This window comes from Pseudomonas sp. AN-B15, from assembly GCF_019056475.1.
Lineage (GTDB): Bacteria > Pseudomonadota > Gammaproteobacteria > Pseudomonadales > Pseudomonadaceae > Aquipseudomonas > Aquipseudomonas parakoreensis.
Genome location: NZ_CP049737.1, coordinates 5,753,028 through 5,769,366 on the forward strand (window position 1 = coordinate 5,753,028; position 16,339 = coordinate 5,769,366).

Annotated in this window: 15 protein-coding genes; 11 read left to right on the forward strand and 4 right to left on the reverse strand. The window is 59.9% G+C overall.

Translation table 11 applies throughout. The features are described 5' to 3' along the window. Positions 1-98: 98 nt before the first annotated feature. The 5 genes from GTQ41_RS26100 to GTQ41_RS26120 all read left to right on the forward strand — a co-directional run bounded on the left by GTQ41_RS26100 (position 99) and on the right by GTQ41_RS26120 (position 4,811). The gene (locus GTQ41_RS26100) at positions 99-1,529 is read left to right on the forward strand and encodes a coniferyl aldehyde dehydrogenase (protein WP_047297156.1); all 1,431 of its coding nucleotides are present in this window, start codon (positions 99-101) and stop codon (positions 1,527-1,529) included. A gap of 28 nt (positions 1,530-1,557) precedes the next feature. Further along, the gene (locus tag GTQ41_RS26105; RefSeq protein ID WP_047297157.1) at positions 1,558-2,103 is read left to right on the forward strand and encodes a hypothetical protein; all 546 of its coding nucleotides are present in this window, start codon (positions 1,558-1,560) and stop codon (positions 2,101-2,103) included. Positions 2,104-2,222: 119 nt separating this feature from the next. Beyond that, entirely contained in the window at positions 2,223-3,818 is a 1,596-nt protein-coding gene (locus GTQ41_RS26110) for a GMC family oxidoreductase (RefSeq protein ID WP_047297158.1), read from the forward strand. A 115-nt stretch (positions 3,819-3,933) separates the two neighbouring features. Continuing rightward, positions 3,934-4,413 (forward strand): pantetheine-phosphate adenylyltransferase, encoded by a 480-nt coding sequence (gene coaD, locus GTQ41_RS26115; protein ID WP_003229157.1) that lies wholly within the window; start codon positions 3,934-3,936, stop codon positions 4,411-4,413. 146 nt (positions 4,414-4,559) lie between these two features. Next, positions 4,560-4,811, forward strand: coding sequence for a YfhL family 4Fe-4S dicluster ferredoxin (locus tag GTQ41_RS26120; RefSeq protein ID WP_003195146.1), 252 nt, complete (start codon positions 4,560-4,562; stop codon positions 4,809-4,811). Positions 4,812-4,962: 151 nt separating this feature from the next. Here GTQ41_RS26120 and GTQ41_RS26125 read toward each other — a convergent pair whose 3' ends face one another. The 3 genes from GTQ41_RS26125 to GTQ41_RS26135 all read right to left on the reverse strand — a co-directional run bounded on the left by GTQ41_RS26125 (position 4,963) and on the right by GTQ41_RS26135 (position 7,006). Beyond that, entirely contained in the window at positions 4,963-5,286 is a 324-nt protein-coding gene (locus GTQ41_RS26125) for a hypothetical protein (RefSeq protein WP_041063610.1), read from the reverse strand. 69 nt (positions 5,287-5,355) lie between these two features. Beyond that, on the reverse strand, positions 5,356-6,168 hold the full coding sequence (gene mutM / locus GTQ41_RS26130) for a bifunctional DNA-formamidopyrimidine glycosylase/DNA-(apurinic or apyrimidinic site) lyase (RefSeq protein WP_047297159.1): 813 nt from the start codon (positions 6,166-6,168) through the stop codon (positions 5,356-5,358). Between the two features lie 25 nt (positions 6,169-6,193). Further along, positions 6,194-7,006 (reverse strand): HDOD domain-containing protein, encoded by an 813-nt coding sequence (locus GTQ41_RS26135; protein WP_179295008.1) that lies wholly within the window; start codon positions 7,004-7,006, stop codon positions 6,194-6,196. A gap of 228 nt (positions 7,007-7,234) precedes the next feature. Between GTQ41_RS26135 and GTQ41_RS26140 the strand changes: the two genes are divergently transcribed. The 6 genes from GTQ41_RS26140 (at position 7,235) to ilvD (ending at position 15,048) form a co-directional block, all read left to right on the forward strand. After that, on the forward strand, positions 7,235-7,774 hold the full coding sequence (locus GTQ41_RS26140) for a type 1 glutamine amidotransferase domain-containing protein (RefSeq protein WP_047297161.1): 540 nt from the start codon (positions 7,235-7,237) through the stop codon (positions 7,772-7,774). A gap of 268 nt (positions 7,775-8,042) precedes the next feature. Beyond that, the gene (locus GTQ41_RS26145; RefSeq protein WP_041063621.1) at positions 8,043-9,239 is read left to right on the forward strand and encodes a class I SAM-dependent rRNA methyltransferase; all 1,197 of its coding nucleotides are present in this window, start codon (positions 8,043-8,045) and stop codon (positions 9,237-9,239) included. A gap of 437 nt (positions 9,240-9,676) precedes the next feature. Next, positions 9,677-10,750 carry a SagB family peptide dehydrogenase gene (locus GTQ41_RS26150; RefSeq protein WP_047297162.1) on the forward strand — a complete coding sequence of 358 codons (1,074 nt, stop codon included), beginning with the start codon at positions 9,677-9,679 and terminating at the stop codon, positions 10,748-10,750. Continuing rightward, positions 10,747-11,724: a diiron oxygenase gene (locus GTQ41_RS26155; RefSeq protein WP_047297163.1), complete on the forward strand. Its 978-nt coding sequence runs from the start codon at positions 10,747-10,749 to the stop codon at positions 11,722-11,724. The genes GTQ41_RS26150 and GTQ41_RS26155 overlap by 4 nt, the downstream gene beginning before the upstream one ends. Continuing rightward, the gene (locus GTQ41_RS26160; RefSeq protein ID WP_047297164.1) at positions 11,717-12,949 is read left to right on the forward strand and encodes an MFS transporter; all 1,233 of its coding nucleotides are present in this window, start codon (positions 11,717-11,719) and stop codon (positions 12,947-12,949) included. The genes GTQ41_RS26155 and GTQ41_RS26160 overlap by 8 nt, the downstream gene beginning before the upstream one ends. 257 nt (positions 12,950-13,206) lie before the next feature. Continuing rightward, positions 13,207-15,048 carry a dihydroxy-acid dehydratase gene (ilvD, locus tag GTQ41_RS26165; protein WP_047297165.1) on the forward strand — a complete coding sequence of 614 codons (1,842 nt, stop codon included), beginning with the start codon at positions 13,207-13,209 and terminating at the stop codon, positions 15,046-15,048. A 172-nt stretch (positions 15,049-15,220) separates the two neighbouring features. Here the strand turns inward: ilvD and GTQ41_RS26170 are convergent, their stop codons facing one another. Next, on the reverse strand, positions 15,221-16,276 hold the full coding sequence (locus GTQ41_RS26170) for a hypothetical protein (RefSeq protein WP_047297167.1): 1,056 nt from the start codon (positions 16,274-16,276) through the stop codon (positions 15,221-15,223). Between the last annotated feature and the right edge of the window lie 63 nt (positions 16,277-16,339).

A 16,339-nucleotide genomic window follows, 5' to 3' on the forward strand; every position in this document is an offset into this window, starting at 1 on the left:
ACCGGAATTGGATAAAACAAAGCTGTGTCGGGAAGTCATTTGACTTTCTAGAGCTTAGACTCTAAAAAGTCCTCACTACAATAAATCCGGAGCCGACGATGACTGCCGACATTGCTTATCTGCAAACGCTGCAACAGCCCCTGGAAGAGCTGGATCGGCTGTTCGCGGCACAGCGCGCCGCCTACACAGCCAACCCGATGCCGCCGGCGGCCCAGCGTCAGCAATGGCTCAAAGCGTTGCGCGACATGCTCAGCAATGAGCGCCAGGCCTTGATCGACGCCATCAGCGCAGATTTCAGTCATCGCAGCGCCGATGAAACCCTGCTTGCCGAGCTGATGCCCAGCCTGCACGGTATCCATTACGCCAGCCGCCATCTCAAGGGCTGGATGAAGTCGTCGCGGCGCAAAGTCGGCATGGCCTTTCAGCCGGCGTCAGCGAAAGTCGTGTACCAGCCGCTCGGCGTGGTCGGTATCATCGTCCCGTGGAACTACCCGTTGTATCTGGCCATCGGCCCATTGGTCGGTGCGCTCGCGGCGGGCAACCGGGTGATGCTCAAACTCAGCGAATCGACTCCGGCCACCGGCCAGTTGCTCAAAACCCTGCTGGGACGAATTTTCCCCGAAGACCTGGTCTGCGTGGTGCTCGGCGAGGCCGACATCGGCGTGGCGTTCTCCCGTCTGCGCTTTGATCACCTGCTGTTCACCGGCGCCACCAGCATCGGCAAGCACGTGATGCGCGCGGCGGCGGAAAACCTGACCCCGGTGACCCTCGAACTGGGCGGCAAGTCCCCGGCCATTGTCTCCGGCGACGTACCGCTCAAGGACGCCGCCGAACGCATCGCCTTCGGTAAAACCCTCAACGCCGGCCAGACCTGCGTCGCGCCCGATTACGTGCTGGTACCGCAAGACCGTGTCGGAGCGTTCGTCGAAGCCTATCGCCAGGTAGTGAACAATTTCTATCCGACCCTCGCCGACAACCCGGACTACACCGCGATCATTAACGAGCGCCAACTGGCCCGGCTCAACAGTTATGTCAGCGACGCCACGAGCAAGGGCGCGCTGCTGATTCCGCTGTTCGAACAAGGCCAGGGCCGGCGCATGCCGCACAGTCTGCTGCTGAACGTCACCGATGAGATGACCGTGATGCAGGACGAAATTTTCGGCCCGCTGCTGCCGATCGTGCCGTATCAGGATCTCGATCAGGCGTTTGCCTACATCAATCAGCGCCCGCGTCCTCTGGCGCTTTACTACTTCGGCTACGACAAGCGCGAACAGAACCGCGTGCTGCACGAAACCCACTCCGGCGGCGTGTGCCTGAACGACACCTTGTTGCATGTGGCCCAGGACGACATGCCATTCGGCGGCATCGGCCCGTCGGGCATGGGCCACTATCACGGCCACGAAGGCTTCCTGACTTTCAGCAAGGCCAAGGGCGTACTGATCAAACAGCGCTTCAACGCCGCGAAGTTGATCTATCCGCCGTACGGCAAATCGATCCAGAAACTGATCCAGAAGCTGTTCATCCGCTAATCGTCGTCACCGCCGGGTAATAACAACAATGCACCCAAGCCTGACCGAAACACCTGTCCTGTCGCGCCGTGGCCTGCTGAAATTCAGCCTCGGTGCCACTGCGTTCCTCGCCACCGCCGGCCTTGGCGCCAGCCTCAGTGGTTGCTCATCGAGTATCGCGGCCAATGGCTTCGTCACTTTGCGTGACGGCGACCTGCTGTTCCTGCGTGCACTGATTCCGGTGATGCTCGAAGGCGCCATGACCACCGAGAAAATGCCCGGTGCGGTGGATGGCACTCTGAAGTCGCTGGACTTCAGCCTCGCTCACCTGTCGCCGGAGATGCTCAAACTCACCCGACAACTGTTCGACGTGCTCGGCATGGCCGTTACCCGCGGGCCGCTCACCGGCATCTGGGGCAGTTGGGAAAACGCCAGCCCCGAGGCAATGCGTCACTTCCTCGAACGTTGGCAGAACAGTTCATTGAGCCTGCTGCGCATGGGCCATAGCTCATTGCAGCAAATGGTGATGATGGCCTGGTACACCCGCGCCGAGTCCTGGGCGCATTGCGGCTACCCCGGCCCGCCGACTGTTTGAAACCGAGTCGCGTCTTCGCGAGCAAGCTCGCTCCCACACATGCACCGCATTCCTCCTGTGGGAGCGAGCCTGCTCGCGAAGGGGCCCGCCAAAACAACAAGAACAAGAGAACCTGATCAATGCCTGTACCCGACCCGTTCCGCGAAGGCCTTGCCCGTGGCTGGAAAACCTACAACGGCGCACAACTGACCGACGACCTGACGCTGCAAACCGACGTGGCCATCATCGGCAGCGGCGCCGGAGGCGGTACCACGGCGGAGATCCTCAGCGCCGCCGGTTATAAAGTGCTGCTGATCGAAGAAGGCCCGCTCAAGACCAGTTCCGACTTCAAAATGCTTGAAGACCAGGCCTACAGCAGCCTCTATCAGGAAGGCATCGGCCGCATGAGCAAGGACGGCGCGATCACCATCCTCCAGGGCCGTGCGGTGGGCGGCACCACGCTGATCAACTGGACGTCGAGCTTCCGCACGCCCGAGCCGACCCTCGAACACTGGGCCAGGGAACACAACGTCAAAGGCCACAGCCCGGCCGAGATGGCGCCGTGGTTCGAGAAAATGGAACAGCGCCTCGGCGTCGCGCCATGGAGGGTCCCGCCCAACGCCAACAACGATGTGATCCGCAAGGGCTGCGAGCAACTCGGCTACAGCTGGCACGTGATCCCGCGCAACGTCCGTGGCTGCTGGAACCTTGGCTATTGCGGCATGGGCTGCCCGACCAATGCCAAGCAATCGATGATGGTCACCACCATTCCGGCGACCCTGGAAAAGGGCGGCGAGCTGCTGTACCTGGCCCGCGCGGAAAAACTGTTGATCAGCGGCGACAAAATCACCGGCCTGCAATGTGTGGCGATGGACGAGCGCTGCGTCGCGCCGACCGGACGCAAAATCACGGTCAAGGCCCGGCATTACGTGCTGGCGGGCGGCGGCATCAACAGCCCGGCCCTGCTCTTGCGTTCAGACGCGCCGGACCCGCATCAGCGCCTCGGCAAACGCACCTTTTTGCATCTGGTTAACATGTCCGCCGGGCGTTTCGACGAGGTGATCAACCCGTTCTACGGCGCGCCGCAGTCAATCTACTCGGATCATTTCCAGTGGCAGGACGGCACCAGCGGGCCAATGGGCTACAAACTCGAAGTGCCACCGCTGCAACCGGCACTGGCGGCAACGCTGCTCGGCGGCTTCGGCCAGCAGAACGCCGAACACATGGCTGATCTGCCGCGCACCCACGCGATGCTGGCGCTGCTGCGCGACGGCTTCCATCCCGACAGCCCCGGCGGCAGTGTCGAATTGCGCGGCGACGGCTCACCAGTGCTCGACTATCAAGTCTCGTCTTACGCCTGGGAAGGCTTGCGTCGCGCGTTTCACAGCATGGCCGAGATCCAGTTCGCCGGCGGCGCGAAAGCGGTAATGCCGATGCACGCCGATGCGCGCTACGTGAACACCCTGGCCGAGGCGCGCAAATTGATCGACGGTCTGAGCCTTGAGCTCTATCGCACGCGGCTGGGCAGTGCCCACGTGATGGGCGGTTGCGCAATGGGTGAAGACCCGAAAAACGCAGTCACCGACAGCCTTGGCCGGCATCATCAACTGAGCAATCTGTCGATTCACGACGGCTCGCTGTTCCCCACCAGCATTGGCGCCAACCCGCAATTGTCGGTGTATGGACTGACTGCACAACTGGCGACATCCCTCGCCGATCGGCTGAGAAATCCGTGAAAAAAACGGTTTATCGCGTCGTCTATAGTGCTTTCTTACCCAACAGGCGACTTGGCCGACCGAGACGGCTGCGATACCATCCGACTCCCCAACGGACTCCCGCCAGGACGACGCGATGAACCGAGTGTTGTACCCAGGTACCTTCGACCCTATTACCAAAGGGCATGGCGATCTGGTCGAACGCGCCTCGCGCCTGTTCGATCACGTGATCATTGCGGTCGCCGCCAGCCCGAAGAAAAATCCGCTGTTCCCGCTGGAACAACGGGTTGAGCTGGCTCGCGAGGTCACCAAACACCTGCCCAACGTCGAAGTGGTCGGCTTCTCGACGCTGCTGGCGCATTTCGCCAAGGAGCAGAATGCCAATGTGTTTCTTCGCGGTCTGCGCGCAGTGTCGGACTTCGAATACGAATTCCAGTTGGCCAACATGAACCGCCAGTTGGCCCCGGACGTCGAGAGCCTGTTTCTCACCCCGTCCGAGCGTTATTCGTTCATTTCCTCGACGCTGGTGCGGGAAATCGCCGCGCTGGGTGGCGATATCAGCAAGTTCGTGCACCCGGCCGTGGCCGATGCCCTGACCCTGCGCTTCAAAAAGTAGGAGCTGCCGAAGGCTGCGATCTTTTGCTTTTAAAGATTGCAGTCTTGTGCCCTTGATCGCAGCCGCGTGCACTGCGCTCGCCAATGCGGCACAATTGCGCGCATTGATTTATTGCGCCCGGGCCTGCCGCCCCGGCTGGAGTTAGCATGTCCCTGATCATCACCGACGATTGCATCAACTGCGACGTCTGCGAACCCGAGTGCCCGAACGCTGCCATTTCCCAAGGCGAAGAGATCTACGTGATCGACCCGAACCTGTGCACCCAGTGCGTCGGCCACTACGACGAACCGCAGTGCCAACAGGTCTGCCCTGTGGATTGCATTCCGCTGGACGAGGCGCATCCGGAGACTGAAGAACAGTTGATGGAGAAGTACCGCAAGATCACCGGCAAGGCCTGAGTCCTTCAGCGCCTGTTCCGACGCCATCGCGGGCAAGCCCGCTCTCACAGGGTTGTGTGGTGATACACAAATCGTGTGAACACCGAAATCCTTGTGGGAGCGGGCTTGCCCGCGATGAGGCCATCAATAACACCGCTGATCTCGGATCAGCTCACTCACGCTGCTCAAACCCCTCCCCCGTACACCCCAGACACCGCACAAAAGCAGCTTTCGCCGGATCCACCACCAGCGCCTGTCCCGCATCGCCTACCCCGCCACCCAGCGCGGTAAACGGCAATGACACCACAAACACCCCCGCACCCAGCACCGTTGCCACCACCAATAAAGGTCGGGCAATCAGCAAATCGCCGATCATGGCGTAGGCGGGAGGGTTCTGGATGGCGTAGCGCGGATCACCGCTGCCGTTTTCCGTGGCCTGAACGGCCAGGCTGGAACACAGCAGCAATGTGACAAACAGGGCTTGCAAGGACTTCATGGCACGATCCTTCGGGCTGAACAGTGAGACCACTCACTATAGACCGTAGGACTTTTTCAGCTTTTTGCCTCAGGTCTGGCAGCGCGGACAGAACACACTGGCCCGTTGCCCCAGCTTCACTTCCCGCAGACCGGTGCCGCAGACCTTGCAGTGCTCACCGCCACGACCATAAACGAAGAGCTCTTGCTGGAAGTACCCCGGTTGCCCGTCGCCGCCAATGAAATCACGCAACGTGGTGCCGCCGCGCTCGATGGCTGCGGCCAGGATGCGTTTGATCTCGATCGCCAGCTTCAGGTAACGCGCCCGGGAAATGCTCTTGGCTTCGCGCCGCGGATCAATCCCGGCGGCGAATAGCGCTTCGGTCGCGTAAATATTGCCGACGCCCACCACCACCGCGTTGTCCATGATGAACGGCTTGACCGCCATCGAACGCCCGCGTGACAACTGGAACAGCCGCTCGCCGTCGAACAGATCGGTCAACGGCTCCGGCCCGAGGCGAATCAGCAGTTCGTGATTGAGCGGGTCGCTACTCCAGAGCATCGCGCCGAACCGGCGCGGATCGGTGTAGCGCAGGGCCAGCCCGGATTCCAGCTCGATATCGACATGCTCATGCTTGGCCGCTGGCATCCCGACCTCAACCAGCCGCAAGTTACCGGACATGCCCAAGTGGCTGATCAGCGTGCCGACTTCGGCGTTGATCAGCAAATACTTGGCCCGCCGCTCGACCAGCACGATGCGCTGCCCGGACAGGCGCACATCGAGGTCCTCGGGGATCGGCCAGCGCAACCGGCGATCACGCACGATGACCCGGCTGACACGCTGACCTTCCAGGTGCGGAGCGATCCCGCGGCGGGTGGTTTCGACTTCCGGCAATTCAGGCATGGGGGTCTCGAATCAGTTTGCTAAATCAGTGTGCGCCAAGTTCGCGGATCGTCTGCTTCAACGTTTCGAAGTCGTAATCCGAGAGGCCGATGTACTCCAGCACCAGCGGCCCGACGGCCTGCCATTCGAAGTCTTCGGTCTGGTTGCCCAGCACCCGGTACGACGCGCAGATGTGCTCGGCCATCTTCAGGATCGCCAGCAGGTTTTTCATCTGACTGTTGCGCGAGGTTTCGTCGCTGAAAATCGCCAGGGCATTGTGGTGGTTGGCGATGGCTGCACTGACGTGTTCCGGCAGGCGCCAGGACTTGGCGGTGTAATAACCGACCACCGAGTGATTGGTGTTGTAGACATCATTCTCGGTGTCCACGACCCGGCGCTCGGCACTCGCGTTGGCGTAGGCCTTTTCGAGTGTCGTCATGTAATCCGGGAAACGCTGAAGCATCAGCGGCACGCCGCAGTCGTGGAAAAGCCCCAAGGCGTAAGCCTCGTCGCTGGCCTCGGTGCCGACGCGCTTGGCAAGGGTCAGGCAGGTCATGGCCACATCCTGGGCGGTATCCCAGAAACGGTTGAGGGTGACGATGGTGTCGTCATTCATCTCGCCCTTGATCGACATGGCGTTGATCAGATTGACGATCGAACGGCTGCCCAGCAGGTTCACCGCGCGCTTGATCGAAGTGATCTTGTTGCTCAGGCCGTAATACGGCGAGTTGACGATTTTCAGCAGCGAACCGGACAGGCCGGGATCCTGGGAGATCAGCTTGGCGATCACCTCCAGGTCCGGGTCGGGCATGTACTGCTCCATCTGCAGATCCACCATGATCTGCGGCTGCGCCGGCACACTGATGCCTTGCAGGGATTGTTGAATCTGTTCGGTGGTCAGCTCTTGGGACATAAGTACACACTCTGGGACAGGCGGCGATTCTAACCTCTAAAAACCGCACGACGACACACCAGTGGGCAATTGTCAGGAACTTTCATTCACGCTCAGGCTTCGGACTGTGTAAGGCCGACCGGACAATCAAGCACCGGCTCGGCGGTAATTTCCCGCAGACTCAGGAGCTTATTGATGACTACCTCCCTCACCGGCAAACGCGTCGCCATTTTGGTAACAGACGGTTTCGAACAGGTCGAGTTGACCGGCCCCAAGCAGGCTCTTGAGCAGGCCGGCGCCCAGGTCGACATCCTCTCCGCCGAGGCCGGCAAGGTCAAAGGCTGGAACCACGACAAACCGGCGGATGACTTCAAGGTCGACCAGACCTTTCAAGGCGCCAGCAGCGAGCAGTACGACGCGATCATCCTGCCGGGCGGCGTGCAGAACTCCGACACCATCCGCATCGACCAGGATGCCCAGCATCTGGTGAAAACCGGGGCCTCCGCCGGCAAACCGATTGCGGTGATCTGCCATGGCGGCTGGTTGCTGATTTCCGCCGGGCTGGTCAACGGCAAAACCATGACCAGTTACAAGACCCTCAAGGATGACCTGGTGAATGCCGGGGCCAACTGGGTCGATAAAGAAGTTGTCAAGGACGGTCATCTGATCAGCAGCCGGCAGCCGGATGATATTCCGGCGTTCAACAAGGAGCTGATCGACGCGCTGTCAGCCTGATCTGTGGGCTAGTGAATTCATGTGGTGAGGGGATTTATGTGGCGAGGGGATTTATCCCCGATGGACAGCGCAGCTGTCCCAAATCGATTCACGCGGTCAGTCAGACAACTGCGTTCGGGGTTTGCGGCTGCTACGCAGCCGATCGGGGATAAATCCCCTCGCCACAGTAAACTCCTTCTCCACTGATTGCCCTTGCCACATATCCACTCACCAGCCAATCAGGCCGAGCAACACGCTATACTCCCGCTCTTTTTTCCGGAGCGACGTCATGTCCCTGCCTAGCCTGCGCCTCAAAGCCAACGCCGACCGTCGCCTGCGCAACGGCCACTTGTGGGTCTACAGCAACGAAATCGATGTGGCCGCCACGCCACTGCACGGCTTCAAGGCCGGCGATCAGGCGATCCTCGAAGCTGCCGGCGGCAAGCCGCTGGGCATCGTTGCCATGAGCCCGAACAACCTGATCTGCGCGCGTCTGCTGTCGCGCGACATCAAGTTGCCGCTGGACAAGTCGCTGCTGGTGCACCGCTTGAACGTGGCCCTGTCACTGCGCGAGCGTCTGTTCGACAAGCCGTTCTACCGCCTGGTCTACGGCGACTCCGATCTGCTGCCGGGTCTGGTAGTCGACCGTTTCGGCGACATCCTCGTCGTGCAGATCGCCTCGGCGACCATGGAAGCGCATAAAGATGCCGTGATCGCTGCACTGACCCAAGTGCTCAAGCCGAGCGGCATCCTGTTCAAGAACGATTCCGCCGCCCGTGATGCCGAAGGCCTCAACCGCTACGTCGAAACCGTGTTCGGCCTGGTGCCGGAGTGGGTGGCCCTGGAAGAGAACGGCGTGAAATTCGAAGCGCCGGTCATTGGCGGCCAGAAAACCGGCTGGTTCTACGACCACCGCATGAACCGCGCCCGTCTGGCCCCTTACGCCAAAGGCAAACGCGTTCTCGACCTCTATAGCTACATCGGTGGCTGGGGCGTGCAGGCTGCCGCGTTCGGCGCCAGCGAAGTGTTCTGCGTCGACGCATCGGGCTTTGCCCTCGACGGCGTCGAGCGTAACGCCGCGCTGAACGGCTTCGCCGACAAGATGACCTGCATCGAAGGTGATGTGTTCGAAGCGCTGAAGGAACTCAAGGCCAGCGAAGAACGTTTCGATGTGATCGTTGCCGACCCGCCTGCGTTCATCAAGCGCAAGAAAGACATGAAGAACGGCGAAGGCGCCTACCGTCGCCTGAACGAGCAAGCCATGCGCCTGCTGACCAAGGACGGCATTCTGGTCAGCGCTTCATGCTCGATGCACCTGCCGGAGGACGATCTGCAGAACATCCTGCTGACCAGCGCCCGCCACCTGGACCGCAACATCCAGTTGCTTGAACGCGGCGGTCAAGGTCCGGATCATCCGGTACACCCGGCTATCGCCGAGACTCGCTACATCAAGAGCATTACCTGCCGTCTGCTGCCGAACAGCTGATTGCCCATGAAACGGGGAGCCTGCGGGCTTCCCGTTGGCTTTACGGCGATGCAATATCGTCGAATTTCTTTCCTTTTCCTACAACTAACTTCCTACATGTACGCAGGACATTTCCCTGCGCGTTGAATTTCAAGAACCAAAACTTACAAACTTGACCTTGCAGCACATCCACTCCGACAAAATTAATAGAAATTTCCTACCCAAGTATCGCTTGCCAATAATTCATTACAACCTATTATTAAGTTGTCACCACGACGGTGACATTCACTCTCAATGAACAAGGAGTTCATACTTATGAAAGCAATTACTCTGGAAACCAACAAAATCGCAAACCTGGCTTTTCTGGTTGCGCCTAAAACCCGCTAAGTAAACCGGAACGCTGGGGAGTGCCGGCACCCCAGCGTTCTTTCGACTATATCCAGAGTGATGAATACAACATGTACATCAATCCTTATTTATTCATATTGCCGCGCACACCCGGACAAATAGTCTGGAACTACAAAAACCACACTCAACATGAACTGGACCTGACTTACTCTTGTCGACTTGCACAACTAATCAACAATCCGGAACAGTTCGACAGACGCAACATAATAGACTCACAACTTCTAAACGCAGGCATATTAACCGTTGCAAAAATAGACAGTCCGCCATGGGGCTGGGACGAGCTGTCGAAGATTTATCATATTGGTACCCAGAACATTCCCTGCGAACAGACACCCCGGAATATTCATGAGTGGTCCAGGCAATACCTGAACCATTGCAGCGCAGTGCTGACCACACCGGCACCCGCTCAAGATCGCCCGATACTTGAAGACGCACCTCGAATCGCCCTCCCCGCCTCTGCGGCCCTGACCGTCGCCAGCCTGGGTAATGTCCTGCGCTTGAGAAAAACCTGCCGCTCCTTTACTGGCGAAGCGATCACGCTCGGCGACGTCGGCACACTCATGTATCTCACACTGGGTTTTCTTCACCATCGCGACCATGACCGCGACGAAAGCATCGCCGAAGGCCTCGGCGCCCGTCGCAGCAGTCCCTCCGGGGGTGGACTGAACGCGTGTGAAGGCTTTCTTCTGGCACGCAATATCGAGGGTCTTGAGCCGGGCCTCTACGCCTATCACCCGGCAGAACACGCGCTCAGCCGGGTCAACCCATTGCCCGAACCTGCGCTCGGTCATTTGCTGGCGGGCCAGCATTTCATCAATAACCTGCCTCTGGGCCTGTTCATCACCGCTCGTTTCGACAAGCTCTGGTGGAAGTATGAACACTCGCGCGCCTATCGCATGGCGTTCGTCGAGGCGGGTCATCTGTCGCAGACCTTTCAACTGGTGGCCACGGCGCTGGGCCTGGGAACGTGGCTGACCGGGGCATTCGCTGATCGGCAGGTCGAAGCCCTGCTCAAGCTCGAAGGCAGCGCTGAACAACCGTTGTTCTTTGTCGGCTGCGGTGCCAGCGACGGTCAGGCGATGTGTCAGGAAATGCGCGACCTGTTGCTGGAGACACGGACATGAACGTGCCATCCACGGATCTTCCCGAAGCACCAACGTCCTGGGCGCTTCGATTCACCCTCGGCGACTGGAACAACCACGCTTCGGTACGCACCAGCCGGCACGACTACCGTTTGCCGGAGGACCTGCAATTGCAACTGCAGACCCGCTTCTGGTTCCCGCCGGCCTTCCTGCCGTATCTGTCCCACCCGGCCATCGAAGCCGCAGGCAGCAAGATCATGCATCGGCTGGCAGCCAGCCACCTGGTGCACTTCCTGGACTACACCACGCTGCTTGAACACCGCATCGTCAACCGCGCCGTGGAAACCATCGTCCACGGCGAGTTGCCCGCGTACATTCCTCCACGGATGAAAACCGCCGCGCTGCAGCTGTATACCGACGAGGGTTATCACGCGCTGTTCTCCCATCATCTGGCCGAACAGATCGCCGAACTGCATGGTTTTACCGGTCGTCCGCAGATGCCGCTGCGCATCACCCGCCTGACCGGTCAGATTGCCCGAACGCCGGAGAGTAAACGCCCGCTGGCATGGTTTCTGCTGGGTTTCGTCTCGGAAACCATCATTGCCCGGGAGCTGCTGGATGTGTGTCGGGAAACACTGGTCAGCAGCGTGAATGACATGTTGCGCGATCACCTCGCTGACGAAGCGCGCCACAGCCGGTTTTTTTCCGAAGTCTTCCACTATCTCTGGTTGACCCTGAACAGCCGCCAGCGCGCCTTTGTTGCCAGAACCTTGCTGGAGACCCTGGCGACCTTCTTCGAAGTGGACGAGCAATGGCTGCACCAAAGTCTGCGCCGCGCCGGTATCGGCGAAGCTGCGATCAAGGAAATCCTCGACAGCCTGACCAACGAGCACGCCAGCCGCCAGCGTGCCAGATCCAGAGCCGTGGCCACACTTGCCGCACTCGAAAGGGCCGGATTTTTCGCACTACCCAACAACCGTAAACTTTTCGCCAAGGCAGGACTGATCGATGCGTGAAGGACGAAAGGCAGTAACAACCCGACAACGCCGCGGGGCGGTCAGTCTGCTGTTGGCCATGGTGCTGCTGGGGGTGTTTCCGCTGGATGTTCTGCTGCCGTCGTTCCCGGCGCTGGCCGAACACTTCGCCCGCACTCCGGCCGACATCGCGCTGTCGATCAGCCTGTTTGCCGTGGGCATTGCCTTCGCCCAGCTGGTGATCGGACCGTTGTCCGACGTCATCGGGCGCAAGGGATTGTTACTTGCCGGCATGGCGGTTTCGATCCTCGGCGCCATCGGTTGCGTGATGACCAGTGACTACATACTGTTCATGGCTTTTCGCATCGTGCAGGCCATCGGTTGCGGCTGCTTTGTCCTGTCGCAGGCGCTGGTACAGGACCTGTTCGATGGCAAGGAACGCGATCGCCTGCGGATCCTGATGGTGACCGCCACCGGGATCTTCATCTCTCTGTCACCGTTGGCTGGCAGCTTCTTGCAAGCGGCCTTGGGCTGGCGCGGCAGCTTCTGGCTGTTCATCGCCCTGGCGGCTGCGGTGTTGCTCAAGGCCTGGCTGTTTCTCGACGGTGGTCGACCAGACGTCAACGCTACACCGCTCAATTTCCTCAGCGCCTATCGACGGGTGCTCGGGGATTTCGAGTTCGTCGGCTACTGGCTGATTTCGGCTTTCGCATTCGCCTGTCACTTCTCGTTCATCGTCATTTCGCCGTTGATCTTCATGGATCAGTTGCAGCTGTCAGCCTACGACTTCTCGCTGATCCTGCTGATCTACGGCGCGGCTTATGTAACAGGCGGAATTGCCGCCGCGCTATTGAGCCGGCGCATCAGTTCTGCGCAACAGATCGTGGCCGGGTTGAGCCTGATCCTGCTGGCAGGGCTGGTGATGCTATTCCTGTCGCGCCACTCTGCACTCTCGCCCGCTACGGTATTGATCCCGATGCTGATCTGCACCGCCGGCACCACCATCTCACGCCCGGCCGCCACCTCACGAGCCATGGACCTGTTCCCGGAGAACGCCGGTACGTCAGCCTCGGCCGGCAGCACAATCATTTTTATTTGTGGTGGGTTGATCAGCGCACTGATCAGCCTCAGCCCGAGCAATCTGCAAGCGACCCTCGGCTACAGTTTTGTCCTGCTCAGTTGCATCGCACTGGCGTTGAACAGGCGGATCAGCCGCCACGCCAGAGCGCTCGACACCAATCCCATCACCAGCACGGGCGGCGATTGAACCTGCCGGTCGTCCTGCCACACGCACCGTCGGCACTGGAACAACGCTTTGCGCCATTCCCTCCAGACGCCAGCGGTGTAGAATCGACTGATTCATCGCCATTCATCCCCCGGCGGGTTTATGAGCTCAGGCTGAGGCAAGCGGCGATCCCGCAAAGTCATCGGCAACATCCAGGACACACGGCCATTTCTGAGTGTTCCAGACGTCAATAGAAGCTCACTCCCTTTTGATACCTGATTAGCCGCCCGGAGTGCTCCATGCCAGATTACCGCTCGAAAACATCCACCCACGGCCGCAACATGGCCGGCGCCCGCGCACTGTGGCGCGCCACCGGGATGAAAGATGACGACTTCAAGAAGCCGATCATCGCCATTGCCAACTCCTTTACCCAGTTCGTTCCTGGCCACGTGCACCTCAAAGACCTCGGTCAACTGGTCGCTCGTGAGATCGAACGCGCCGGTGGCGTCGCGAAAGAATTCAATACCATCGCCGTGGATGATGGCATCGCCATGGGTCACGACGGCATGCTGTATTCGCTGCCGAGCCGCGAGATCATCGCCGACTCCGTCGAGTACATGGTCAACGCCCACTGCGCCGACGCCATCGTCTGCATCTCCAACTGCGACAAGATCACCCCGGGCATGCTGATGGCCGCCTTGCGCCTGAACATTCCGGTGATCTTCGTGTCCGGCGGTCCGATGGAAGCCGGCAAGACCAAACTCGCTTCCCACGGCCTCGACCTCGTCGACGCCATGGTGATCGCCGCCGACTCCAGCGCTTCTGACGAGAAGGTTGCCGAGTACGAGCGCAGCGCCTGCCCGACCTGCGGTTCGTGCTCCGGCATGTTCACCGCCAACTCGATGAACTGCCTGACCGAAGCCCTTGGCCTGGCGTTGCCGGGCAACGGTTCGACCCTGGCCACCCACAGTGATCGCGAGCAGCTGTTCCTGCAGGCCGGCCGCACCATCGTCGAGCTGTGCAAGCGTTACTACGGCGAAAACGACGAATCCGTGCTGCCGCGCAACATCGCCAACTTCAAGGCGTTCGAGAACGCGATGATGCTCGACATCGCCATGGGCGGTTCGACCAACACCATCCTGCACCTGCTGGCGGCCGCCCAGGAAGCCGAGATCGATTTCAATCTGCGCGACATCGACCGTCTCTCGCGCAGCGTGCCGCAACTGTGCAAAGTGGCGCCGAACATCCAGAAGTACCACATGGAAGACGTGCACCGCGCTGGCGGCATCTTCAGCATTCTCGGTTCGCTGGCCCGTGGCGGCCTGCTGCACACCGACCTGCCGACCGTACATAGCCGCAGCATGGAAGAAGCCATCGCCAAGTGGGACATCACCCAGACCACCGACGAAGCCGTGCACCACTTCTTCAAGGCCGGTCCGGCGGGCATCCCGACCCAGACCGCGTTCAGCCAGTCGACCCGTTGGGAAACCCTGGATGACGACCGTGAAAACGGCTGCATCCGCAGCTTCGAACACGCCTATTCGAAAGAAGGTGGCCTGGCCGTGCTGTACGGCAATATCGCGCTGGACGGCTGCGTGGTGAAGACCGCCGGCGTTGACGAGTCGATCCACGTCTTCGAAGGCAACGCGAAAATCTTCGAAAGCCAGGACAGCGCGGTGCGCGGCATCCTTGCCGACGAAGTGAAGGAAGGCGACATCGTCATCATTCGCTACGAAGGTCCGAAAGGCGGCCCGGGCATGCAGGAAATGCTCTACCCGACGTCATACCTGAAGTCCAAAGGCCTGGGCAAAGCCTGTGCGTTGCTCACCGACGGGCGCTTCTCCGGCGGTACTTCCGGCTTGTCGATCGGCCACGCTTCGCCAGAAGCTGCGGCCGGCGGCGCGATCGGTCTGGTGCAGGACGGCGACAAAGTGCTGATCGACATTCCGAATCGCTCGATCAACCTGTTGGTCAGCGATGAAGAACTGGCTGCACGCCGGGTCGAGCAGGACAAGAAAGGCTGGAAGCCGGTCGAACAGCGTCCACGCAAAGTGACCACCGCTCTGAAAGCCTACGCTTTGCTGGCGACCAGCGCCGACAAGGGTGCGGTGCGTAACAAGGCGATGCTCGACGGGCTGTAAGCGTCGAATCGCCAAAACAAAAATGCCCCGCCAACTGCGGGGCATTTTTTTGCCTGATGCTTGCAAACCACCCCATGTAGGAGCTGCCGCAGGCTGCGATCTTTTGATCTTGCTCTTAAAAACAAGATCAAAAGATCGCAGCCTGCGGCAGCTCCTACAGGGATTTCAGGACTTACTGAATTTCTTCAGGCTTGACGATCACCCAGTTCTTGTCCGCCGTCACCGGCAACCCTTCCTTGGCCTGCGCCGCTGCGTGCTTGGCCATCATGCCGTTCAATTGAGTCATGTATTTATCCTTGCGGTTGACCCACAAGTGAATGCCGCCCTTGGCCACATCCACATCATGGAACAACATGTAACCGTCGCTGCTCGGGGTGTCGCCGCCCACCAGTACCGGTTTTTTCCACTCATCGATGTAGGTCAGGATCGCCGCATGCTTGCCGGCCATCCAGGTCGCCGGGGTCCACAGGTACGGGGTCAGTTCCAGGCCGAGGTTGGCCTTCTCGTCATACTTGCCGGCGGTGATCTGTTTGCGCGCTGTGGTCAGTTCGCCGGTTTCGCGGTTCTTCAGCAGCGTGGTCACGCCGATCACGTTTTGCGGTTTGACGTTGTAGCCGTACTTCGGATCGGCCGCGACCATGCGTACCAGTTCTTCCGAGGCAGCGGTCATCACGTAGACCTCAATGCCATTCTCCATCAGCTTGTTGTACAGCTCGGCCTGGCCGGTGAAGACTTTCGGCGGCTGCACATCGAGGTTCTTCACCACGTCGCCGTCGTAATAAGTGGTCGGCACCGGTTTGCCCGAGGCCATCAGCTCATCGACATAGCCTTTGAGCTCCTTGAGCGTGAAGCCGGAGAACACTTGCGCCACCCACGGGTAGCAGACCATGTCGTCGACTTCGCACAGGCGATAGTAGTAACTGAACAGGCTTTCCTTATGGTCGGCGGTGTCCTTGAACGGCATCAGTTTCAGGGAGGGATCGAGTTTGTCGCGGGTGATCAGGCCCTTGTTTTCCATGAACGGCAGCAACGACTCTTCGAGGTCATAGCGGTAACTGGTGTTGTCCATGTCGAACACCGCGTAGTTACCTTTGTTGGCATTGGCCGCGATCATCGCGTCCAGTGCCTTGGCCTGATCCGCCGGCCAGTGCTTCAGATCGGTGGCGAATGCGTGAGCGGCTAGACCCAATCCAAGCACCACAGCGAGCATTTTCGGTGCGAACTTCATCGGCGTTTTCTCCCTGACTGAAAGACATCGACGCTAACAAATAAGTGTGACAGTCCTCGTCTG

Coding starts and splice junctions, on each gene's coding strand:
- GTQ41_RS26100 (WP_047297156.1), top strand. CDS start 99: ATGACTGCCGACATTGCTTATCTGCAAACGCTGCAACAGCCCCTGGAA.
- GTQ41_RS26105 (WP_047297157.1), top strand. CDS start 1,558: ATGCACCCAAGCCTGACCGAAACACCTGTCCTGTCGCGCCGTGGCCTG.
- GTQ41_RS26110 (WP_047297158.1), top strand. CDS start 2,223: ATGCCTGTACCCGACCCGTTCCGCGAAGGCCTTGCCCGTGGCTGGAAA.
- coaD (WP_003229157.1), top strand. CDS start 3,934: ATGAACCGAGTGTTGTACCCAGGTACCTTCGACCCTATTACCAAAGGG.
- GTQ41_RS26120 (WP_003195146.1), top strand. CDS start 4,560: ATGTCCCTGATCATCACCGACGATTGCATCAACTGCGACGTCTGCGAA.
- GTQ41_RS26125 (WP_041063610.1), bottom strand. CDS start 5,286: ATGAAGTCCTTGCAAGCCCTGTTTGTCACATTGCTGCTGTGTTCCAGC.
- mutM (WP_047297159.1), bottom strand. CDS start 6,168: ATGCCTGAATTGCCGGAAGTCGAAACCACCCGCCGCGGGATCGCTCCG.
- GTQ41_RS26140 (WP_047297161.1), top strand. CDS start 7,235: ATGACTACCTCCCTCACCGGCAAACGCGTCGCCATTTTGGTAACAGAC.
- GTQ41_RS26145 (WP_041063621.1), top strand. CDS start 8,043: ATGTCCCTGCCTAGCCTGCGCCTCAAAGCCAACGCCGACCGTCGCCTG.
- GTQ41_RS26150 (WP_047297162.1), top strand. CDS start 9,677: ATGTACATCAATCCTTATTTATTCATATTGCCGCGCACACCCGGACAA.
- GTQ41_RS26155 (WP_047297163.1), top strand. CDS start 10,747: ATGAACGTGCCATCCACGGATCTTCCCGAAGCACCAACGTCCTGGGCG.
- GTQ41_RS26160 (WP_047297164.1), top strand. CDS start 11,717: ATGCGTGAAGGACGAAAGGCAGTAACAACCCGACAACGCCGCGGGGCG.
- ilvD (WP_047297165.1), top strand. CDS start 13,207: ATGCCAGATTACCGCTCGAAAACATCCACCCACGGCCGCAACATGGCC.
- GTQ41_RS26170 (WP_047297167.1), bottom strand. CDS start 16,276: ATGAAGTTCGCACCGAAAATGCTCGCTGTGGTGCTTGGATTGGGTCTA.